This window comes from Streptomyces sp. A1136 (assembly GCF_004795055.1).
Lineage (GTDB): Bacteria > Actinomycetota > Actinomycetes > Streptomycetales > Streptomycetaceae > Streptomyces.
Genome location: NZ_SSBJ01000024.1, coordinates 20536 through 41963, shown reverse-complemented (window position 1 = coordinate 41963; position 21428 = coordinate 20536). Strand labels below are relative to the sequence as shown.

Sequence of the window (21428 nt, the reverse complement as noted above, 5' to 3'; positions counted from 1 at the left end):
CGCAGAAAGGACACCGACCCCGTGCCCACCGTTCCCGCTCGGCCCCCTGCGGTCGAACAGGCCCTCGCCCTGCTGCGCGAGTTCGGCGCCGAGGACATCGCCCACCCCGGGGGCACTCTCCTCGCCCACCTCCACCGGGTACAGGCGCGACTCGCCGCGTGGAACGCCCGCCCGGTCCTCCGACTCGCGGGCTTGTGCCACGCGTTCTACGGCACGGACGGCTTTCCCACCCCTCTGCTGCCTCCGGACCGCCGCGAGGACCTGGCGGCGGTCATCGGTGACGAGGCGGAGGCGATCGTGTATCTGTACGCCTCATGCGACCGGAAGGCCACCTACCCCCTCCTCGGACGGCCTGATGCCGTCTTCCACGACCGGTTCACCGGCCGAGCCGTCGACCCGGGGCCCCAACCGCGCCGGGACTTCGCCGAACTGTCGGCCGCCAACGAACTGGACATCGCCCACTTCGACGCCGCGTTCCGCGCCAGGTGGGGCAGCGACCTGCTCGGCCTGTTCACCCGACTCCGGGACCTGCTGAGCGCCGAAGCCTGGCGCGATTGCCGAACCGTCCTCGCCCCGGGGGACGAGCCACCCCGCTGACCGGCCACTCGGGCGGCCGGAACGTAGAGTGGCGCGGTCGGAAGCGCTGGCGGCCTCGCTCAGCAGCAACGCTTGGCGCTGGGACCCGCACGGACACCGCCACGGCTTCCCGGCGGAAGGACGGATCGACTTCCCGCACGCGGCGACGATGCCCAGGGGTCGTAGGCGTAACCCGCCCGTCCCGGATGACGCGCGCGGGCCGACGGTCAGCTCGTCGGCTGCAACGCGTCCCGCCCGGCCCGAGCGTGCGCGCACACGACATCGGCCGAAGCGGCGGGGATGCGCATGCGTCGAAACAGGTCGCGTGTGGTGCGCAGGGTGAGGGTGCTGCGCCAAGTGGTTCCCGGGTACCGGGAGCGGAGGTGCGACAGGGCCCGGGTACCGATCCCGGTGGAATGGAGGTGCCCGTCCAGGTCGAGGCCGGTGACGACGCCTTCCGCGCAGGCGGCGCAGATCCGGTAGTGGATCTGACCGACGACCTTGCGGCCGTGGACCAGGAGCAGGCACTCCTCCCCGGGCCCCGCCTCGGCGCCGTCACCGGGGATGTGGGTGGAGAGGAAAGCGATGTCGCGGTACGCGCGGAGCCTGCCGCGCAGGCGCCTGGCGAACCCTGCGCGCCGCCCGTGGCGTGCCCCGTGTGGGGCCGCCCCGGGGCCGGCGACGGAACGGAACAGTGCGTTCGTGGGACGTGCGTGTTCTCCGGACATGGACCTCGTCTGCCCGGGCGAGCGCTGCTGACGCGCCCTCACCCCACGAGGTCCCGGCGGCGCCCCAAGACATGTGCGGGCGCCAAGCGCGCTCTCCTGCCCGCCTGCCGGGATAAGAAACCGATAAAGATCGCGTGCATGGTCGGAGGGTAGTCGGGCAGTAGGCGGTTCGGAGGTTGATAACTATGGTTCCCCTGCTTCTTGTTCTTCTGCTCGCTCTGATCCTGTTCGGTGCCGGTTTCGCGGTGAAGATCCTCTGGTGGGTCGCCATCGCGGTGCTGGTGCTCTGGCTGATCGGCTTCGTCGCCCGTCCGAAGGGGGGCAGTGGCCGCTGGTATCGCTGGTAGCCGCTCGGCGACCGTGTAGTGATGACATCCAGGGCGGTGGCCCGCCCCTTCCCCGACGTCGGGGAAGGGGCGGGCCACCGCCCTGTTGTCGTCCGCGCTCGCACCACGTGGAGGGCCGCATCGACCAGGCGCACCGCCGACCGGGCACGGCCTCGGCCCTGCGGCAGGCGTCGGGGCGTGGCCGGCCGTGTGGCTACGAGCGGAGAGTGCTGCGGAGGAGCTCGCAGAACTCGGCGGGGTGGGTGGTCAGGCCGGTGTGTCCGCCGGGGAAGTGCAGGAGTTCGGTGCCGCTGCGCTCGGCCATGAGGGCGGCCGGACGGTAGGGCAACTCACCGCGCGACTCCTGGCCCCCGGCGAGTACGAGTCGGTCCGCCAGAGCCTCCATCCGCCGGATGTCCGGGCTGTACGACATGAAACCGGGCACGATACGGCCCATGAAGTAGGGCAGGTTGGCCATCATCCGCTCGACCCGTTCCGGTGCCTGGGGCGGCAGCTCGACCCCGTTGCCCGGTTCCGTGGCCTCCGTGTTCCCCTCCTTCGTCAGGCCTGCGGCGAACACGGCCATCGCCGGCATGAGCCCTCGGGTGCGGAGCGTCTCCTGTACGCGCGCGATGAGCGCGCGGTGTTCGGCGGCGTCCGGGAGGACCTCGACCAAAGGCGGCTCGTGCGCGACGACGCGTCCCACGCGTTCGGGATGTGTCGTCAGCAGGTGCAGCGCGGTGATGGCGCCCGAGCTGGAGCCGAACACCCGGGCGGGCTCCCCGGGGGAAAGGAGTTCCAGCAAGCGGAACGCGTCATCGGCATGCTCGGCCACCCGCTGCTCGGCGCCGGGGTCGTCCAACGCACTGCGGGACATGCCGCGCGGGTCGTAGGTCGCGACCGTGTACTCGACGGCCAAGTCCTCCGCGACGCCGGCCAGTGAGGCTGCGTCGCCCGTACCTCCGGGGATCAGCAGCAGGATCGGGCCTCGGCCGCGCACTTCGTAGTGCAGGGTCGCGCCGGGTACGCGCAGCCTGCCGGTGACGGGGTCGGTCATGCGGGGTCTCCATCTCGTGACGCGGGCCAGTGCTCCAGCAGGGTGTGCAGGGCGTCGAGGGCGCGGACCCAGGACTGCTGCGGCGCACGCTCGTGCCCGAACCCGCCCGTCGCCTCCAGGGCGACGAACCCGTGGAACGTGCTGCGCAGCAACCGGACGGCGTCGGTCAGATCGGGCTCAGGGAGTCGATAGCCCCGCAGCATGCCGTAGGTCAGTTCGACCGCGCGCCGTGGCCCCGGGGCTGCCGAGACCAGTTCGGGGTCGATGCGGATGGCGCTCTGTGTCGCGGCGTAGCGGCCCGGGTGCCGGTGGGCGTACTCCCGCCAGGCGTTGGCGTACGCGGCCAGAGCGTCCTTGCCCGCCCGACCGGCGGTCGCCTCCGCGATGAGCGCGGTCTTCTCGTCCGCCGCGAGCAGCGCGATCCGCCCGCGCAGATCCTCCAGATTGCGCACGTGGGTGTAGAGGCTCGCGTCCTTCACCCCCAGCCGCCGGGCCACCTGGGACATCGTCACCCGCTCGAACCCCACCTCGTCCGCCAACTCGGCGCCGGTGATCGTCACCCGCTCCGCCGTCAGTCCGGCCCGCGCCATGTCCCCTCCTGCCGATCGACATTTCCTAGGAGTCCTAGGTATAACCTAAGACGCCTAGGTACTGCAATGACGCAGCGTGTCGCGGGAGTTCGTCAATGGGCGGCTTCGTGGGCGAAGTCGGGCATCTCGGTGGACAGCAGCTCCTCGGCTCCACCGTCGAGCAGCCGTGCCATCGCCACCGAGCGCGGCAGCATCGTCTCCTCGTAGGCGCGTACGGCATCGCCCGCGGTGTCGTGTCGGGCGATGGCGAGGGCGAGTTCGCAGGCGTCCAGCATGGCCAGGTTCACGCCGACGCCCAGCGGCGGCATGAGGTGGGCGGCGTCGCCGACCAGCGTCACCGTCGGGTCGTGCTCCCAGGTGTGCGGCACGGGGAGGGCGTATATCGGGCGGTCGACGTAAAGCCCGTCGTTGTCCGTGATCAGCCTGCGCAAGAGGGGCGACCAGTCGCGGTAGCGGTCCGCGAGGAGGGCGCGGATGTCCAGAGGGGCAGGAGATGCGCCAGATGGACCCGACGGGCACCGTCCGCTTCCACCACCTCGCCTGGTCGAGGGTCCGGCGCGCCCTCTCCCCCACCACTCCCCGGTACAGCGGGCGCGTCTACATCGTCCAGCGCGTCCCGGCCGACTGGATCACCGCCAATGGCCTCACCCTCCATGACACCGGGCCAGTCGGAAGAACTCGTCCAGCAGACCGGCTTCGCGCAGGGCGACCTGCCCGTTGTCGGCGTGGAGGTCTAGGGTGCCGCCCTGGTCGCGGGCGTCGGGCCGCCGACGGTGACCGAGGCCTGTTCGCCCAGCGCGACGGGGACGACCACATCCTCGACTCCCTCGAACCGAGCACCGTGCGCTGGGGCCACACCCTGCGGACGGTCGGAGCGCCGACCAACGGCCGGCCGGCGTCGCGGTCGTGGACGGTGACGCCGATGCCGTGGCGTTGGAGGATGCGCGCGCAGGTCAGGCCGCCGGGGCCGGCTCCGATGATGGCGATGCGGGGTGCGGGGGTGGCGTTCACGGTGGGCTTCCGTCCGTGTCGTGGAGCGGTTCATGGGCGACCTCGGGGCCGCCGTCTCAGAAAAGCACAACCAGTAAATAAGTGCAACGAGTCAACTTTTGGATCTGGGCAACCAAACGGTAGGGTGTGGTCATGCCCGACACCACGACCGACGCCCCGACCGCTCCGGCACCCGCGATGGGCCGCCGCGAGCGGAAGAAGGCCGCCACCCGTCAGGCCCTCGCCGACGCGGCCCTGCGCCTGTTCGTGGAGCGCGGATACGACAACGTCGGCATCCGCGAGATCGCCGACGCGGCCGACGTCTCCACCACCACGCTTTTCAAGCACTTCCCCGTCAAGGAAGCGCTCGTGTTCGACGAGGACACCGACCGGGAGGCGGCTCTCCTCGCCGCCGTCCGCGAACGGCCGAAAGGGCAGTCCATCCCCGCGGCCCTGCGGCAACACGCTCTGCGCACCCGGCTGGCCCACAGCGGCGACGACGCCCGGTTCACCGCCTTCACCGACCTGGTCAACGCCACCCCGGCCCTGCGCGACTACGCCCAGACCATGTGGATGCGCCACACCGCCGCGCTCGCCCGGGTCATCGCCGAGGAGAGCGGCCTCGCCGCGGACGATCCCGCCTGCACCGCCCTGGCCCACTTCGCGCTCGAAGCCCCCCGCGCGGTGCGCTCACGCGATGACCTGCCGGCCGACCCCCGCGAGGCCCTCGCGCGCGTCTTCGACCTGCTGGAACACGGCTGGAGCGGTCTTCAGGCCGGAGAGTGACGAAGTCGTCCGGACCGCGCCGTGCCCGATCAGGCCTGCCGCACGGGGGGTCGGTACGCTCGGCGGCATGGGACTGGACATGACTGTGCTGATCGCGGACTGGTCCTGGCTGGGCGAAGTCCCCGAGAGGGGGAGGCTGTCGAGGTTGAGGGACGCCTGGTACGCCGACGAGACCGGGCTGTGGGATGACGACGCGCCGAAGGGCGAAGGCGAGTGGCATCGGCCACGAGGACCTCACCGCGCTTCGTTCTCCGTCTACGAGTTCCGAAACACCCTCGGCTCGTTCAAGGCCCACTTCTGGGCGGGGGAGCGCTGGGAGTCCGTACGCGACCACGCCGATCCGTCGCTACGCGCCGAGTTGGACGCCTTGCTGCTGGGGCTCGTATGGGGAGGAATGGACGGCGAGGCGGAGCACGTCGATCCGGGCGTCTTCTGCGACGACCCCGCCGTCACCCGAGGAGTGCTGCTGGCGCGCTCGCCGGACAGCGTGAAGGAACTGGCCGCGATGTCGGAGCGGATACGGCCACGGCTGGGCGGGCTGCGTCAGGCCTTCCAGGAGTACGCGGCCACCCCGCACGGATGGATCCGCGACTTCGACGAGTTCACCGACCTGCTGGACGACTGGGACCGCGTCCTGTCCGAAGCGGCCGGGCAGGGCTGGGGAGTCGTGGGACTGAGCGGATAGGCCACGAGCGAGGGGGCGGGAATCCCGTGCGCATGACGGGCGGCCGTCGCCAGGGGTGAGGCGCGTCTCATCGGGGCGGTGACGCTTGTCTATGCAACGAGTTGCATATCAAGATTCGAGTATGGCGCTTGAGCACGCGATCCTCGTCTCCCTGCTGGAGCAGCCGGGCTCCGGCTATGAGCTGGCCCGGCGGTTCGACCGGTCCATCGGTTACTTCTGGACCGCGACCCACCAGCAGATCTACCGCGTGCTCAAGCGGATGGAGATCGACGGCTGGACCGAGGTCCGCGCGGTTCCCCAGCAGGCAAGGCCGGACAAGAACGAACACTCCGTCACCCAGGCCGGCCGCGCCGCGCTCTCCGCCTGGCTGCGCGACCCCGTCCAGCCCGACAGCGTCCGTCACGAGATCGCCGTCAAGATCCGTGGCGCGGCCTTCGACGACCCGGCCGCGCTGATCCGCGAGGTCGAGCGACACCACCAGGCGCACGCCGACCGCCTCACGCACTACCTCGCGGGGGAGCTGCGCGACTTCACCGGCCCCGCGGCGCCCACCACGCCGGACGCCGGTCAGGAGCTGCAACACGTCGTGTTGCGCGGCGGCATCGCCTACGAGCGGATGATGCTCGCCTGGCTAGAGGACGTCCTCGCCACGCTCCACCGGATCTCCTGATACGCCGACCGGCCGCGCCGACCGTGCCACGGCCGCGCCGCCACCGATCCCGCCCCCCCCACCCCGCCCCCATTCCGGCCCCCGTTCCTCGACGCCCCCATCCATCGACAGGGCCCGGACCGCACCCGGGCCCGGAAGGCGAACCCTCATGACCGACACCCTGCTGTTCAACCCGCACACCTACGACCCCGCCCACTTCGACCCCGAGACCCGCAGGCTGCTGCGGGCCACCGTCGACTGGTTCGAGGCCCGCGGCAAGCGCAAGCTGATCGAGGACTACCGCTCCCGTGCCTGGCTCGCGGACTTCCTCGCGTTCTCCGCGAAGGAGGGCCTCTTCGCGAGCTTCCTGACCCCGACGCCCGAGGCCGCTGACGACCGGCCGGACAAGCGCTGGGACACCGCGCGGATAGCCGCCCTGAACGAGATCTTCGGGTTCTACGGCCTCGACTACTGGTACGCCTGGCAGGTCACCATCCTCGGCCTCGGTCCGGTCTGGCAGAGCGACAACGCCGCCGCCCGTTCCCGCGCGGCGCGGCTCCTCGACGAGGGTGAGGTCTTCGCGTTCGGTCTGTCCGAGAAGACCCACGGCGCGGACATCTACTCCACCGACATGCTGCTGGAGCCCGACGGCGACGGCGGCTTCCGGGCCCGCGGGTCCAAGTACTACATCGGCAACGGAAACGCCGCCGGTCTCGTGTCCGTCTTCGGCCGCCGCACCGACGTCGAGGGCCCCGACGGGTACGTCTTCTTCGCCGCCGACAGCCGCCACCCGGCGTACCACCTGGTGAAGAACGTCGTCGACTCGTCCAAGTACGTCAGCGAGTTCCGCCTCGACGACTACCCGGTCCGCGCCGAGGACGTCCTGCACACCGGCCGCGCCGCCTTCGACGCCGCCCTCAACACCGTCAACGTCGGCAAGTTCAACCTCTGCACCGCCTCGATCGGCATCTGCGAGCACGCGATGTACGAGGCCGTCACCCACGCGAACAACCGCATCCTCTACGGCCGCCCCGTCACCGCCTTCCCGCACGTGCGCCGCGAACTGGCCGACGCATACGTCCGCCTCGTCGGGATGAAGCTGTTCAGCGACCGCGCCGTGGACTACTTCCGCTCCGCCGGTCCCGACGACCGCCGCTACCTGCTGTTCAACCCGATGACCAAGATGAAGGTGACCACGGAGGGCGAGAAGGTCATCGACCTGATGTGGGACGTCATCGCCGCCAAGGGCTTCGAGAAGGACACCTACTTCGCCCAGGCGGCCGTGGAGATCCGCAGCCTGCCGAAGCTGGAGGGCACGGTCCACGTGAACCTCGCGCTGATCCTGAAGTTCATGCGCAACCACCTGCTGGAGCCCGCCGAGTACGCGCCCGTGCCGACCCGCCTCGACGCGGCCGACGACGCGTTCCTCTTCCGCCAGGGGCCTGCCCGGGGTCTGGGCTCCGTACGGTTCCACGACTGGCGCCCGGCCTTCGACGCGTACGCGGCCCTGCCCAACGTCGGCCGGTTCCGCGAGCAGGCCGACGCCCTGTGCGAGTTCGTGCGGACCGCCGCCCCCGACGAGGAGCAGAGCCGTGACCTCGACCTCCTTCTGGCCGTGGGACAGCTTTTCGCCCTGGTCGTGCACGGCCAGCTGATCCTGGAGCAGGCGCGCCTGTCGGGTCTGGACGAGGACGTGCTCGACGAACTCTTCGCAGTCCTCGTGCGCGACTTCTCCGCACACGCGGTGGAGCTGTACGGCAAGGACTCCGCCACGGCGGAGCAGCAGAGTTGGGCGCTCGGGGCGGTTCGCCGCCCGGTGGTCGACGCGGACCGCTCGGCGCGCGTCTGGGCGCGCGTGGAGGCGCTGGCCGGGGCGTACGAGATGGCGCCCTGACGCGACCGGGACGCAAGCGGGCCCGCACCGCGCCGCGGAGTCCCGCGCCTGGCTGAGGCCGCCGGCCTTGGGGTCCTCCTCAAGGCCGGGGCGTCGGCCCCGCCCCGTGCCCGTCCACCGGGACGCCCAGCCGGCCGGCCACCTCGGCGAGAGCCGTCCCCAGGGGGAGCGCGACCCGGGTGACGGCGTGCCGGTCGCCCCGGGTCGGGTCCCGGTTGACGATCAGTACGGGCTTCCCGGCCCGGGCCGCCTGGCGGACGAATCGCAGCCCCGACATCACCGTCAGCGAGGAGCCCAGGACCAACAGCGACTCGGCGGCGTCCACCAGGTCGCGGCAGTGCTCGACCCGCGGCGGCGGAACGGACTCGCCGAAGAACACCACGTCCGGTTTGAGGACGCCCCCGCACCTGGAGCAGGGCACCACGGAGAAGTCCCCGACCTGTTCGTCCGTGAGGTCGGCGTCGCCGTCCGGGTTCAGTCCCGCAGCCACCGGCTCGAAGCCCGCGTTGGCCTCCTCCAGCCGCCGGGCGACGTCCCGACGCGAGGTGAAGGCGCCGCAGGACAGACAGACGACGCGCCCCAGGCTCCCGTGGAGTTCCACCACGCCCTCGCTCCCGGCGGCCTGGTGCAGACCGTCGACGTTCTGGGTGATCACGCCCGAGAGCAGACCGTGCCGGCCGAAGGCCGCCACGGCCCGGTGTCCGGCGTTCGGCCGGGCGCGGCCGAACGTGCGCCAGCCGAGGTGACTGCGGGCCCAGAACCTGCGCCGGGCATGGGCACTGGCGGTGAATTCCTGGTACGTCATCGGCGTATGCCGACTCAGGCTCCCGCCCTCGCCCCGGTAGTCGGGGATGCCCGACTCCGTGGAGATGCCCGCCCCGCTGAGCACCAGCACACCGCCGGACCGCAGCGCATCGGCGACCGGCTGCGGCTCCGTGGTGCCCGGCGGCAGGTCCTCGGTGGGCGTCCAGCTCAAAGTGGGGCGCGTGCGCATGCTGCCAGCGTACGGAACGGGTAGGACAACGGCGCGGGAGCGGGGCGGGCGGCGAAGGCCGCGGGCGGTACGGCGCCGACGGCGGGAGGTCTCAGGAGCGGGTGAGGCCCCACGTCTGCAGGCTGTAGGGCCGCCCCTTCTCCTCACCGGTGATCAGCGGTACGTCGAGCAGTCGAAAGCCCGCCTTGGTGGCCACGGCGACGCTGGCGGCGTTCTCCGCCTCCAATTCCAGGATCACCTGCTCCGCGCCCAGTTGCTCGAAGGCGTAGGCGGCCATGACCCGCACGGCCCGCGACGCCAGCCCTCGGCCGCGGTGCGCCGGTCCGACCGCGTAGCCGATCTCGGTTCCCTCGGGGGCGCGCCGCAGCATCACCTCGCCGAGCGGGGCCCCGCCGTCGACGGTGATGGCGAGGAGGATCGTCGTGCCTTCCGCCCGGAGCTTCCGGTCCCGGTCCAGGCGCGCGCGGGCGGCCGCCTCGTCGAAGGGAGAGACGATCGGTGTCCAGTACGCGATGTCTGGGTGGTCGAAGAGGTCCGGCATCGCGGCCAGGTCCGCCTCCGTCCAGTCGCGCAGGATGAGGCCTTCTGCCGAAAGCTCGATCCGCTCGGGAAACGACGACGTGGTGCTGCTCATGATGGGGGTCCTCCGTGACCTGTTCCGACGAAGCAGGGTAACCGCGGGCAGGTGGGAGGGCACGCCGTTTGCGGCGGCCCCGGCGTCCGGGCCCGCCGGCCCGGCGGCGGGGCGGGGCTCGGGAGGTGCGCGCCGCCGGCGCGGCCATAGCGCTCAGTGGCGGGCCGGGCGCTGTGGGTAGCTGTCGAAAATCTTCACACGGTGAGAGTGGAGTGGATGACTCCCTTTGTGCAGCCGGGCGACATGTCGGATATCGGCAGGGTGATTTCTCCGGCAATGCCCCTTATTTCCCTCGAAGTTCGCACGTGGCGCAGATGTGTTACTCGATCTTGTGAGGAGCGTGTGGTGATCTTCGGGGTGATTCGAAAATCCTTCCCTACTCACCGGTTGCCCTACCCGTCTGACGGCGTCAACACGGTTCGCCCGGTCACCCGTTGGCGTGCTTACATCGGCGCACCGCAGCGGTTTCGGAAACGGCGTCCCATGCCGGCCGAGGCCCTCGCGCAGGTGGTCGGACCGCCCTGTCGCGGCCTGCCCACACCCCCCGTGAAAAACACTCTCTTACGAATGAAGGGTGCGCTCCCATGCGTAACGACATCGAGACCCGCGAGATCGCCGACGACGAGCTGGACGCCATCTCCGGCGGTATCGCCCTCGGCGGCGGCCTCCTCGGCGGCGTGACCGGCGACGTCCAGCACGTCCTCGGCACCGTGACCTCCCTGCAGACCGTCCACGGCGCGCTGGCCCTGCCCGGCCAGGTCGAGGGCATCGTCGGCGTCCGCGCGGGTGTCGCCGGTCTCTGAGCGGTCCCGCTCGACCAGTGAACCCCGGAACGCGCCCGTTCCGGGGTTCACCCCGTGTGCCGAAGGCAGTCGAAGGAAGAGTCCCAGTCCGTGCAGTTCCGTCAAAAGGCGCTCTCCAAGCTGCAATCGCCCGAGGAGCTCGATCTCCCCGTGCGGTTCGCGCGTCCGCAGGGCCGGCTCGTCCTGGCCGTCACGGTCGTCGTCATGGCGGCTGCCGCCTTCTGGGCCTTCACCGGATCGGTGTCCTCCAAGCTGGGCGCACCCGGCATCCTCACCCACGCCGACGGCAGTTACCTCTTGCAGACCCCCTTCGCCGGACAGGTCACCGCCGTCCACGCCAAGGAGGGCCAACTGCTTGCCGCCGGAGCCCCGTTGCTCCAGGTCGGTACCGAGCAGGGCGAACGCACCGTACGCGCGGTCGCCGGTGGGCGGGTCACCGCGCTCCTCGCGCGCGTCGGAGCGGTGGTCACGGCCGGCGCGGACGTGGCGACGGTGGAGCGGGTGAAGGGCCCCGACGACCCGCTGGTCGCGGTGCTGTACGTACCCGCCGCGAGCGGGGCGGCCATCCCCGTCGGCGCCACCGTCGACCTCACCGTCCAGTCCGTGCCGCAGCAGCGGTACGGCGTACTGCGCGGGCGCGTCAAGGAGGTCGGTCGCACGCCGCAGACCCCGGCGCGGATCGGCGGATTCCTCGGCGACACCGGGCTCGCAGCGCAGTTCACCCGACAGGGCAACCCCGTCTCGGTCCTCGTAGAGCTCGACCGCACCACGCGGACCAGGTCCGGCTACCGGTGGTCCTCCACCGACGGCCCCCCGTACACCCTCGACTCCACCACATCGGTCACCGGCGCCGTCCACCTCTCCGTGCAGCGCCCCGTCGATTGGCTGTTCCCGTGACCGCCCCCGCCCCGGCGACCACCCCCACCCCCGGACACCGCTCCTCCCGGCGCAGGCCCGCGCCCGCCCCCAAGGGGCGCACCCCACGGGTGGTCCGGACCCCCACAGTGCTCCAGATGGAGGCGGTGGAGTGCGGGGCCGCCGCACTGGCCATGGTCCTCGGCCACCACGGCCGCTTCGTCCCCCTGGAAGAGCTGCGCATCGCGTGCGGGGTCTCCCGCGACGGCTCCCGCGCCGCCAACCTCCTGCGGGCGGCCCGAGGTTACGGTCTCCAGGCCAAGGGCATGCAGATGGACCTCGCCGCACTCGCCGGCGTGCGGCCCGCGGCCATCCTCTTCTGGGAGTTCAACCACTACGTCGTCTACGACGGCATGGGCCGCCGCTTCGGCCGCCGGGGCGTGTACGTCAACGACCCGGCCAAGGGCCGCCGGTTCGTGCCGATGGACGAGTTCGACACCAGTTTCACCGGCGTCGTCCTCACCTTCGAGCCCGGCCCGGGATTCCGCCGCTCAGGCCGCAAGCCCGGCGTCCTCGGCGCCCTGCCCGCCCGGCTGCGCGGTACCTCCGCCTCCATGCTCGCCGCCGTGCTCGCGAGCCTCCTGCTGGTGGCCGTCGGCGCGACGGTGCCCGCGCTGAGCCGCACGTACATCGACATGTTCCTGATCGGGCAACAGGCCTCCCTGCTCGGCGCGCTGTTCGCCTCGATGGCGGTGGCCCTCCTCCTCACGGCGGTGCTCACCTGGCTCCAGCAGGCCAATCTGCTGCGCGGACGCATCATCTCCTCGACCCTCGGCAGCGCCCGCTTCCTGCGGCACCTGCTGAGGCTGCCGGTCACGTTCTTCTCCCAGCGCAACCCCGCCGACCTCGTCCAACGCCTCCAGTCCAACGACGCCGTCGCCGAGACCCTCGCACGGGACCTGACCGCCGCCGGAGTCGACGCCGTCGTGGTCGTCCTCTACGCCGTGCTGCTGTGGACCTACGATCCCGGGCTCACCCTCGTCGGCATCCTCATGGCGCTGCTCAACGTGGTGGCCCTGCGGATCACGATGCGACTGCGGGCCACCGACACCCAGAAACTGCGCGCGGAGAGCGCCCGGCTCACCAACACCTCCTACAGCGGCCTCCAGCTCATCGAGACGATGAAGGCCACCGGCGGCGAGAACGGCTTCTTCCGCCGCTGGGCGGGCCGGCACGCCGTCACGCTCGACGTGCAGCAGCGGCTCGGCGTGCCCAGCGCGTGGCTGGCGATCGTCGCACCCACGCTGGCGGCGCTCAACAGCGCCCTGATCCTGATGATCGGCGGCCTGCGGGCGGTCGAAGGCCACCTTTCGGTCGGCCTGCTCGTCGCCTTCCAGGCGTTGGTGACCAGCTTCACCGCGCCGATCACCCGCCTGGGCGGTGTCGCCGGGCGGATCCAGGACTTCGCGGCCGACGTGGCCCGCCTCAAGGACGTCGAGAACTTCCCCGTCGACCCGCTGTACTCGCGGCGCGAACCCCCCGCCGCCACCCGACGGCTCAAGGGCCACGTGGAGTTGGAGCACGTCACCTTCGGCTACAACCCGCTGGACGCCCCGCTGCTGAAGGACTTCTCCCTCACGGTCGGACCCGGCCGGCAGGTCGCCCTCGTCGGCGGCTCCGGCAGCGGCAAGTCCACCGTCTCGCGGCTGATGTCCGGCCTCCACACCGTCTGGGAAGGCGCCATCCGCATCGACGGGATGCGGCTGGAGGACATCCCGCGCGGAGCGCTCGCCGCCTCCGTGTCCTTCGTCGGCCAGGACGTCTTCCTCTTCGAGGGCACCGTCCGCGACAACGTCGCCCTGTGGGACCCCTCCCTCTCCGACGAGGCGGTGATCACCGCTCTTCAAGACGCCGCCGTGTACGACGACGTCGCGTGCCGCCCCGGCGGCATCCACAGCCGAGTCGAGCAGGACGGCCGGAACTTCTCCGGCGGCCAACGCCAGCGCCTGGAGATCGCCCGCGCCCTGGTGCGCCGGCCCAGCGTCCTGGTCCTCGACGAAGTGACCAGCGCCCTGGACGCGACGACCGAGCGGACGGTCATGGACAGCCTGCGCCGCCGAGGCTGCGCCTGCGTGATCATCGCGCACCGGCTGAGCACGGTCCGCGACAGCGACGAGATCGTCGTACTCGACCGCGGAACCGTCGTGGAACGCGGACGGCACGAGGACCTGCTCGCCCGGCAGGGCGCCTACGCCGCACTGGTCAAGGAGCACTGAGATGACCGCCATGTGGCAGACACCGACCCAGGCCGTACCCGACCCCGTCGTGACCGCCCTCGGCGCCGTCGGCTCCCCGGTCGACTGCACGGGTCTGCGCAGCATGTCCCTGGAGGGCCCGCTCGTGCTGTGGCTCGTCGAGGACGGCGCGCTCGACCTGTTCGCCGTCGACGCCGCGTTGGAGGGCAACTGGCACTTCCTGGGCAGGCTGGAGGAGGGCGCCCTGCTTCTGGGCCCCGCCGACGGCTGCGCGCACACCCTGGTCGGCCGGCCCCTCCAGGGCTGCCGGCTGCGCCGCATCGAGCTGCGCGAACTTTTCCGCCCCGAGCACGCGGGCACGGGAAGCCCCCAGGACGGTTCATGGGGGTGGTACACCGACCAGGGCGCCCCCGGCTTCGCCGGCGGGGCACTGAGCCCCCTCGAAGAGGCCTTCGCGCTCGGGGTCGGCCGCGGACTGCGCGCGCTCTACCAGGCACCGCTGGAGAGCCGACCCGGCACCGGCCCGGGCCGCGACGACGACGTGCTGTGGATGCAGATCACGCCGGGCAGCGTGCAATACGGGGCGGCCTACGAGGGCCACGGCATGGCCGGCACGCTCCTCGTCGACGGGGCGATGTGGCAGGGCATGGTCGATCAGCAGTACCGGCTGCTGCACGCCCTGGACCGGTGGATCGAGCAGCTGGAACGGGCCCACGAGGACCGGACGGCCGCCGGCATCGAGGCCGGCGAGGCCGCCCGCACCCAGGCGGACCGGGCCCTGCTGGCCTCCATCGGCCGCGCCGGCAAGAGCACCAGCCCGCGCCGCCCCGCGAGCGACGACGCGACTGCCGCCGTGTGCCGCCTGGTCGCCCGCGACGCCGGTGTCACCCTGTCCGAACCGGGCGCGACCGCCCCCGCCTCCTCGGGAACGGCCGATGGCGCGGCCGACGGCGGCGCCGACCCCCTCGAACGCATCGCGCTCGCCTCCCGCATCCGGACCCGACCGGTCAAACTCGCCGGTCGCTGGTGGCGGGAGGACAGCGGACCCCTGGTGGGCCGCCGCGCGAAGGACCAGGCACCGGTCGCGCTGCTGTGGCGACGCGGCGGATACACGGCCGTCGACCCCGCCACCGGCCGCCGCGAACGTGTCGGCAAGGACCTCGCCGCCGACTTGGAACCGGGCGCGGTGATGCTGTGCCGCCCGCTGCCCGACGGCAAGCCGAGCCTGCTCGCGCTGGTCCGCTTCAGCCTCCGCGGTACGGGCAAGGACCTGCGCGCCCTCATGCTGGGCGGCCTCGTCGCGGTGGGGCTGGGGGCGCTGGTCCCGCTGGCCACCGGCCGGGTGCTGGGCGCGTACGTCCCCCGAGCCGAGAGTGGCCTCATCGTGCAGAGCGCCCTGGCGCTCATCGCGACGAGCGTCGTGTCGGCCGCGTTCATGCTGCTGCAGAACACCAGTGTCCTGCGGATCGAGGGCCGCATCGAAGCCACCTTGCAGCCCGCCGTGTGGGATCGGCTGCTGCGGCTGCCGGTGACCTTCTTCGCGGGCCGTTCCACCGGCGAACTGGCCGGTGCCGCCATGGGGATCAGCTCCATCCGCCGTGCGATCTCCGGGATCGGCGCGGTGTCCGTACAAGCGGTCGCGGTCGCCGCGATGAACCTCGTCCTGCTGCTCGTCTACAGCGTGCCGCTGGCGTTGGCGGCCGTCGCCATGCTCCTCGTCATCGCCGCGGTCTTCCTGGGGCTGGGCCTGTGGCAACTGCGCTACCAGCGGCGGCTGGTGAAACTCGGCAACAAGCTGAGCAACCAGGCGTTCCAGACCCTTCGCGGTCTGCCCAAGCTGCGCGTCGCCGCCGCCGAGAGTTTCGCCTACGCCGCCTGGGCACGCGAGTTCGCCCGGACCCGCGAGTTGCAGCAGCGCATCGGCCGGATCAAGAACGCCGTCACCGTGCTCAACGCGGTGTGCCTGCCGGTGTGTTCGCTGGTGATGTTCATGCTGCTGGCCGGGCCGGCCCGGGGGAGCATGTCCGCGAGCGGGTTCCTCACCTTCAGTACCGCCGTGACGATGATGCTGTCCGCCGTGACGCAACTGACCGGCGCACTCCTGTCGGCCGCCGCCGTGCAGCCGATGTTCGAGGAGGTCAAACCGATCCTCGACGCGAGCCCCGAGGTGAGCGGCTCCGGCATCCGGCCGGGCCCGCTCGGCGGCGCCGTCGAGGTGCGGAACGTGTCCTACCGGTACGCCGAGGACGGCCCGGTCGTCCTCGACGACGTGTCGCTGCGGGTCCGCCCCGGGGAGTTCGTGGCGATCGTCGGGGCCAGCGGCTGCGGCAAATCGACCCTGCTGCGCCTGCTCATCGGCTTCGACGCGCCCACCTCGGGCAGCGTGCTCTACGACGGCCAGGACCTGGCCGCACTCGACCGGGCGGCGGTGCGCCGCCAGTGCGGCGTCGTGCTCCAGAACGCGCAGCCGCTGTCCGGCTCGATCCTGGAGTGCATCGGCGGCGCCGAGCCCTGTTCACTGGAGGAGGCGTGGGATGCCGCCGCGCGGGCGGGCCTCGCCGAGGACATCAAAGCCATGCCGATGGGCATGCACACCGTGCTCTCGGACGGTGGCGGCACGGTCTCCGGCGGCCAGCGCCAAAGGCTGATGATCGCCCAGGCCCTCGTCCGCAAGCCGCGCATCCTCTTCCTGGACGAAGCCACCAGCGCACTCGACAACGCGGCCCAGAGGGTGGTCATCGAGTCGACGCGCGCCGAGCGGTGCACCCGCGTCGTGATCGCCCACCGGCTGTCCACGATCATGGACGCCGACCGGGTGGTAGTGATGTCGCGGGGGCGAATCGCCCAAGAGGGCACGCCCGCGGAACTGCTCGCCGACACGGACGGGCCCTTTTACGAACTGGTGCGCCGCCAAGTCGGCTGACCCGGGTGGTCAGGGCCGGCTCCGACCGGGGAGGTGTCCCGTCCCCGCGCCGGAGCCGGCAGGTCGTCCGCCGCCGCGCTCAGCGCGAACCGCGCGCCACGGCCTTGACCCGTGCGGCGGTGCTCGCCGCGGCCGCCTCGACGGGGCGGTGTACGGCCCGTACCGGGTGCCGGTGGTCGAGTACGTGCCGGGACCGGTAGGCGAGCGAGGGCTTGCCGTGGGTGTCGGCGGCGGCGATGAGCAGGCCGCCCAGGGCGGACAGGTCGGTGAGGAAGCGGGAGCGCTGCCGTGCCCGCTCCTGCGGGTCCTCCACCGTCCAGAAGGCGTTTCCGGTGAGGGTGGTCGGTACCAAAGTCGCGGCGAGCGTGAGCGCGGCCAGGCGCGGGGCGCGCCCCGTGGCGAACAGCAGGCCGGCCCCGGCCTGGATCGCACTGTTGACGCGCACCAGCTTCAGCGGGTCGCCGGACAGCGCCGGGATGCGTTTCCCGACCGCCCGGACGACGGGTTGGGCGGATTCCGCGGCGGCCTCGGGGTGGCGCAGGGTGTGCAGTCCGCCGGTGACGAACGGGGCGGCCAGCAGGGGACGGGCGAGTTTTCGAAGGACAGCCATGCCCCGCTGGTGCCCCGGCTGGGCCCGTCCATCCGGCCCGACCGGTTCCGCTGCCGCACTGATCCGATGCCCCACCGGCGCCGGACGCCGGTGGGGGATCGGGCCGCCAACCGCCCCACCGTCAGTTCAGGGGCTTGTCCAGCACGGCCTTGCGGTGGCTGAAGGTCTCCAGGGAGTAGCGGCCGTGGTAGCTGCCCATGCCGCTCTCGCCCACGCCCCCGAAGGGCAGGTCCGACACGGTGAGGTGGGCCACGGGCAGTCCGAACGCCAGGCCGCCCGAGGAGGTTTCCCGCGTGAGGCGCTCGCGCGTGGTGTCGGATTCGGTGAAGGCGTACAGCGCCAGGGGCTTGTCGCGGTCGCGGATGAAGGCGATGGCCTCCTCCAGTCCGGCCACCTCGACCACGGGCAGGATCGGGCCGAAGATCTCCTCGCGCATGACGGGGGAGTCCGGCGCCACCTCGGCGAGGACGGTCGGGGCGATGTAGCGGTCGGCGCGGTCGTGGGTTCCGCCGACGACGGTGCGACCGGAGTCGAGCAGGCCGGTCAGCCGGTCGAAGTGCCGTTCGTTGACGATCCGGCCGTAGTCCGGGGACGTCGCCGGGTCGTCGCCGTACATCGTCCGCAGGACCTCGGCCAGTTCCCTCTCCAGTTCCCTGGCGGTCCCGGGGTCGGTCAGCACGTAGTCGGGCGCGACGCACGTCTGGCCCGCGTTCATGAACTTCGTGGCTGCCAACCGGGCCGCCACGACGCCCAGGTCCGTGCCGCGGTCCACGAAGGCGGGGGACTTGCCGCCGAGTTCGAGGGTGACCGGTGTGAGATTCTCGGCCGCCGCGCGCATCACGACCCGGCCGACCGTGCCGTTGCCCGTGTAGAAGATGTGGTCGAACCGCTGCGCGAGCAGCTCGGTGGTCTCGGCGACCGCGCCCTCCACCACGGCCACCTCGTCGCGGTCCAGGTATCGCGGCAGGAGCGCGGCGACCGCGCGCGAGGTGGCGGGCGCCAGCTCACTGGGCTTGGCCACGACGCAGTTGCCCGCGGCCAGCGCGCCGACGATCGGGGAGAGCAGCAGCTGGACCGGGTAGTTCCACGGGGCGATCACGAGGACCACGCCGAGCGGGTCCTGCACGGTGTGGGCCACGGCGGGGCTCAGCCGCTCGGGCACCGGGGCCGGCTGCGGCCGCAACCAGTCGGCCAGGTGCTCCAGCGTGTGGTCGATCTCGCGCACGGTGAAGTCGATCTCCGTACGGTAGGCCTCCTGCGGGCTCTTGCCGAGGTCGGCGTGGAGCGCGGCGGCCAGTTCGTCTCCCCGCTCGGTCAGCAGTTCGCGCAGGGCTTCGAGCCGGCTGGTGCGCCAGGACAGGGGCTTGGTGCGGCCGGTGTCGAAGGTGGCGCGCAGCCGTGCGACGACTTGGGCGGGCTTTTCCGAGGGCTGGTCCGACATGTGGGTCTCCTGGGGGTCGCGCGGCGCACGGCGGCGCCGAAGTTCCGTTGTATATAGCAACTATTCGCTCGGGTGTATTCCCGGCGCGTGTGCGGGGCGGGTTCAGTCCTCTCCGGCCCCGGGTGTCACGTCGTGCGGAGGGGCCGGCTCCCGGTTGTAGCGCAGCAGGTAGGCGGCGAAGCGGTCCAGGTCGACGGGGTCCCAGTCCGCGAGTCGCTCGTCGAACATCGCCCTCCGCTCCATGGTCGTCTTGGCCAGGATGGCGGCCCCCTCGGGGGTGAGCTCCAATACGTGCACCCGGTGGTCGTCCTGGTCGGCGCCCCGTACGACCAGTCCCGCCCGCTCCAGTGCCGCGATCTGGCGGCTGACCGTCGACTTGTCCAGTGCGTAGTGGCCGGCAAGGTCGGAGGCCCGGCAGCCCTTCCGTTCCTCCAGGTGGCTGAGCAGGGTGAACGACACCAGGGAGAGCTCCGGGTGCATCCGGGCGGCCGCGGATCTCGCCCGTCGGGCGAAGGCGGTCATCTCGCGCTGGATCGTCTCGACGGCCGCCGTCCGGCGCTCATCGTCAGGTCGGGGGGTGTCCGATGTGTCCGTGGTCACTCCGACTCCTTTCGCGTCTAGTTGTATAGTACAACTGGAAGAGAAGTTGTATAAGCCAACTATTTTTCGGCCGACTGCCCCGCAGCCCGAGCCTAAACCGGAGGTCCTGTCGTATGTCCGGCCGCACATCCGTACACCACCACGCCGCGGACCCGGTGCTCCGCCACGTGCTCACCCATCTCCTGACCCCCCTGCTGATGTGTCTCGGCATGGGTCTCGCCTACATGGGTGCCTTCGTCCAGCCGGAGCCCCACCACCTGCCCGTCGCCATCGTCGGCGAGGGGCCCCGCGCCATGGTCTTCGCGCAGACGGTCAAGAACGACGCCGGCGACGCCCTCGACGTACGCATGCTCGCCCGCCGCGCCGACGCGGTGGACGAGCTCAAGGACCGCCGTATCGCAGCCGCCTACCTGCCGAGCGACACCGCGCCCGAGCTGATCGTCGCCACCGCCGCCTCCGACACGAGCGCCACCGTGGCCGAGAAGATCTTCACTCCGGTCGCCGCCCGACAGGGCGTGCCGCTCAAGGTGACCGATGTCGTCCGCACCGTCGACGACGACCCGACCGGTCAGGGCCTGTTCTTCCTGCTCGTCGCGGTCAGTATCGGCTCCTACGCCTCGGTGGCGGTCCTCGGGGGCGCGGGCGCCGCACTGCGCATGCGCGGTCGCGCCCTGCTCGCCGTCGGCGTGTCCGGCGTCGTCAGCGCGATCGGCGCGCTACTGGCCGGGCCGGTCTTCCACCTCGCCCACCACGGCCTGGCCGGAGTCTGGGGCCTGAGCTGGCTTTACTCTGCGGGCATCCTCTTCGTCGGAGTCGGACTGCACACCTTCCTGAAGCGCTGGACGACGCTCACCATGATGGTGCTCTTCGTGATGCTCAACTTCACCAGTTCCGGGGGCCTGTTCCGCCCCGAGTTGCAGAACGGCTTCTTCGGTTCCCTGCACGCCTTCTGGAACGGTGCCGGGTACGTCGACGGCCTGCGCGGCCTGGTCTACTTCGGCAGCGACGGCCTCTCCCGCCAAGTGGGCACCCTTCTGCTCTGGCTGTTCCTCGGCCTGGTTCTCACGGCCGCGGCCGGGCTCTTCGAACGCCGCCGGGCCGCTCAGGGGGCCGTTGCCCTTCCGCGGCCGACCCACCCGCGCGGGGCCGAGAAGGACGAGCAGGACGAGAAGGACGAGAAGGAGAGGGAGAGGGCAGCGGAGGAGGAGATGGAGGAGGCGGTCGGCGTCTGAGGCGGACGAGGTCGCGAACCCGGGGCGTGTCGTGTGCCACGTACCCGGGCTCGCGGACGTGGAGCACGGCGGAGTGACCGCCGCTCAGTCCGTCCCGGGCTCGCCCGGGCGCGCGGCCTCGGCGCCGGTCCCCGCAGCGCCCGCGTCACCGGCCCCCCTCGCCACCCGCGTCACCGGCCTCGGCTGGGTGCGGTCCGTCCGCCGGCGCGGTCCACAAGCGGTCGAGGGAGGCGAGGACCAGCCGGCAGACCGCATCCGGGTCGGCGCCCGCGAGGGGTTCGCGGGCCACGACCGTCCGCATGAGCCCGATCCCCAGCAGCCAGGCCATGGCGAGATCCGCGCGCAAGGCCCCGTCGTCGGAGGGGGCCAGGCCGGCCAACACCTTCTGGTACGAGTCGCCCAGCTCCCGCAGGGTCCCCGTCGCCTCGTCTCCCCTCCCGACGGATCGCAGGTACACCTCCAAGGAGCGGTCGGTCCCGGCGGCGCTGCGCGTGAGCAGGGAGCGCAGCGCCGTCTCGAACAGGTCCTCCGGCGCGGTCGCGTGCAGTTGCTCCAGGTCCCCACGTGCGACGACCTCCGTCAGCAGCCCGTGCTTGGAGCCGAAGTAGCGGAACAACAGGGCCTGGTTGGCCCCGGCCCGCTCGGCTATCGCCCGGACCGTGGTCCTTTCGTAGCCCTGTTCGGCGAACAGGTCACCGGCCGCTTCGAGCAGCCTGAGGCGGGTGGCCGCGGCGTTGCGGGAGCGCTCCGCGGGCTGCGGCCGGGGGGATTCGTCCACGCTGATGGTCCTCTCCGAGGGC

Annotated in this window: 20 protein-coding genes and 2 pseudogenes; 11 read left to right on the top strand and 11 right to left on the bottom strand. The window is 71.7% G+C overall.

From position 1 onward, the window contains the following. Positions 1–21: 21 nt before the first annotated feature. A complete protein-coding gene (locus E6R62_RS23055; RefSeq protein WP_136215416.1) occupies positions 22–597 on the top strand; it encodes a DUF6817 domain-containing protein in 576 nt (191 codons plus the stop codon). Between the two features lie 206 nt (positions 598–803). On the opposite strand, the gene E6R62_RS41015 is transcribed toward E6R62_RS23055, so the two are convergent. Further along, the gene (locus E6R62_RS41015; protein WP_240801828.1) at positions 804–1304 is read right to left on the bottom strand and encodes a hypothetical protein; all 501 of its coding nucleotides are present in this window, start codon (positions 1302–1304) and stop codon (positions 804–806) included. 185 nt (positions 1305–1489) lie between these two features. Here E6R62_RS41015 and E6R62_RS23045 point away from each other — a divergent pair, with 185 nt between their 5' ends. Further along, positions 1490–1651 carry a hypothetical protein gene (locus E6R62_RS23045; protein WP_037792689.1) on the top strand — a complete coding sequence of 54 codons (162 nt, stop codon included), beginning with the start codon at positions 1490–1492 and terminating at the stop codon, positions 1649–1651. A gap of 193 nt (positions 1652–1844) precedes the next feature. Here the strand turns inward: E6R62_RS23045 and E6R62_RS23040 are convergent, their stop codons facing one another. From E6R62_RS23040 to E6R62_RS41010, 4 genes and pseudogenes are all read right to left on the bottom strand, one after another. After that, entirely contained in the window at positions 1845–2687 is an 843-nt protein-coding gene (locus tag E6R62_RS23040; protein WP_136215415.1) for an alpha/beta fold hydrolase, read from the bottom strand. Continuing rightward, positions 2684–3277 carry a TetR/AcrR family transcriptional regulator gene (locus E6R62_RS23035; protein WP_136215414.1) on the bottom strand — a complete coding sequence of 198 codons (594 nt, stop codon included), beginning with the start codon at positions 3275–3277 and terminating at the stop codon, positions 2684–2686. Before E6R62_RS23035 ends, E6R62_RS23040 begins: the two co-directional genes overlap by 4 nt. Positions 3278–3369: 92 nt before the next feature. Continuing rightward, positions 3370–3753: pseudogene (locus tag E6R62_RS23030) on the bottom strand (FAD-dependent oxidoreductase); the annotation flags it as partial. 183 nt (positions 3754–3936) lie between these two features. Continuing rightward, positions 3937–4255, bottom strand: a pseudogene (locus E6R62_RS41010) (hypothetical protein); the annotation flags it as partial. Positions 4256–4420: 165 nt separating this feature from the next. Here E6R62_RS41010 and E6R62_RS23020 point away from each other — a divergent pair. From E6R62_RS23020 to E6R62_RS23005, 4 genes are all read left to right on the top strand, one after another. Next, positions 4421–5053 (top strand): TetR/AcrR family transcriptional regulator, encoded by a 633-nt coding sequence (locus E6R62_RS23020; protein ID WP_136215413.1) that lies wholly within the window; start codon positions 4421–4423, stop codon positions 5051–5053. A 67-nt stretch (positions 5054–5120) separates the two neighbouring features. After that, positions 5121–5738, top strand: a complete 618-nt coding sequence (locus tag E6R62_RS23015; RefSeq protein ID WP_136215412.1) for a hypothetical protein — start codon at positions 5121–5123, stop codon at positions 5736–5738. A 121-nt stretch (positions 5739–5859) separates the two neighbouring features. Further along, on the top strand, positions 5860–6408 hold the full coding sequence (locus E6R62_RS23010) for a PadR family transcriptional regulator (protein WP_136215411.1): 549 nt from the start codon (positions 5860–5862) through the stop codon (positions 6406–6408). A 148-nt stretch (positions 6409–6556) separates the two neighbouring features. Further along, positions 6557–8281, top strand: coding sequence for an acyl-CoA dehydrogenase family protein (locus E6R62_RS23005; protein WP_136215410.1), 1725 nt, complete (start codon positions 6557–6559; stop codon positions 8279–8281). 79 nt (positions 8282–8360) lie between these two features. Here E6R62_RS23005 and E6R62_RS23000 read toward each other — a convergent pair whose 3' ends face one another. Further along, entirely contained in the window at positions 8361–9275 is a 915-nt protein-coding gene (locus tag E6R62_RS23000) for an NAD-dependent protein deacetylase (protein WP_136215409.1), read from the bottom strand. 91 nt (positions 9276–9366) lie between these two features. Then, complete coding sequence (locus E6R62_RS22995; RefSeq protein ID WP_206308815.1) at positions 9367–9909, bottom strand: GNAT family N-acetyltransferase; 543 nt, start codon at positions 9907–9909, stop codon at positions 9367–9369. A 584-nt stretch (positions 9910–10493) separates the two neighbouring features. On the opposite strand from E6R62_RS22995, the gene E6R62_RS22990 reads away from it, so the two are divergent. The 4 genes from E6R62_RS22990 to E6R62_RS22975 all read left to right on the top strand — a co-directional run bounded on the left by E6R62_RS22990 (position 10494) and on the right by E6R62_RS22975 (position 16745). After that, positions 10494–10712, top strand: a complete 219-nt coding sequence (locus tag E6R62_RS22990) for a hypothetical protein (protein ID WP_136215408.1) — start codon at positions 10494–10496, stop codon at positions 10710–10712. A gap of 90 nt (positions 10713–10802) precedes the next feature. After that, positions 10803–11609, top strand: a complete 807-nt coding sequence (locus E6R62_RS22985; RefSeq protein ID WP_136215407.1) for an HlyD family efflux transporter periplasmic adaptor subunit — start codon at positions 10803–10805, stop codon at positions 11607–11609. A gap of 89 nt (positions 11610–11698) precedes the next feature. Then, on the top strand, positions 11699–13843 hold the full coding sequence (locus tag E6R62_RS22980; RefSeq protein ID WP_276615647.1) for an NHLP family bacteriocin export ABC transporter peptidase/permease/ATPase subunit: 2145 nt from the start codon (positions 11699–11701) through the stop codon (positions 13841–13843). 1 nt (position 13844) lies between these two features. Next, a complete protein-coding gene (locus E6R62_RS22975) occupies positions 13845–16745 on the top strand; it encodes an NHLP bacteriocin export ABC transporter permease/ATPase subunit (RefSeq protein ID WP_136215405.1) in 2901 nt (966 codons plus the stop codon). Between the two features lie 79 nt (positions 16746–16824). Here the strand turns inward: E6R62_RS22975 and E6R62_RS22970 are convergent, their stop codons facing one another. The 3 genes from E6R62_RS22970 to E6R62_RS22960 all read right to left on the bottom strand — a co-directional run bounded on the left by E6R62_RS22970 (position 16825) and on the right by E6R62_RS22960 (position 19318). Beyond that, entirely contained in the window at positions 16825–17355 is a 531-nt protein-coding gene (locus E6R62_RS22970) for a DoxX family membrane protein (protein WP_136215404.1), read from the bottom strand. A 121-nt stretch (positions 17356–17476) separates the two neighbouring features. Next, complete coding sequence (locus E6R62_RS22965; protein ID WP_136215403.1) at positions 17477–18796, bottom strand: aldehyde dehydrogenase family protein; 1320 nt, start codon at positions 18794–18796, stop codon at positions 17477–17479. A gap of 102 nt (positions 18797–18898) precedes the next feature. Beyond that, a complete protein-coding gene (locus tag E6R62_RS22960) occupies positions 18899–19318 on the bottom strand; it encodes a MarR family winged helix-turn-helix transcriptional regulator (RefSeq protein ID WP_240801840.1) in 420 nt (139 codons plus the stop codon). A 191-nt stretch (positions 19319–19509) separates the two neighbouring features. On the opposite strand from E6R62_RS22960, the gene E6R62_RS22955 reads away from it, so the two are divergent. After that, complete coding sequence (locus E6R62_RS22955; protein WP_136215401.1) at positions 19510–20628, top strand: hypothetical protein; 1119 nt, start codon at positions 19510–19512, stop codon at positions 20626–20628. 145 nt (positions 20629–20773) lie between these two features. Here the strand turns inward: E6R62_RS22955 and E6R62_RS22950 are convergent, their stop codons facing one another. Continuing rightward, complete coding sequence (locus E6R62_RS22950; protein WP_136215400.1) at positions 20774–21406, bottom strand: TetR/AcrR family transcriptional regulator; 633 nt, start codon at positions 21404–21406, stop codon at positions 20774–20776. Positions 21407–21428: the final 22 nt, after the last annotated feature.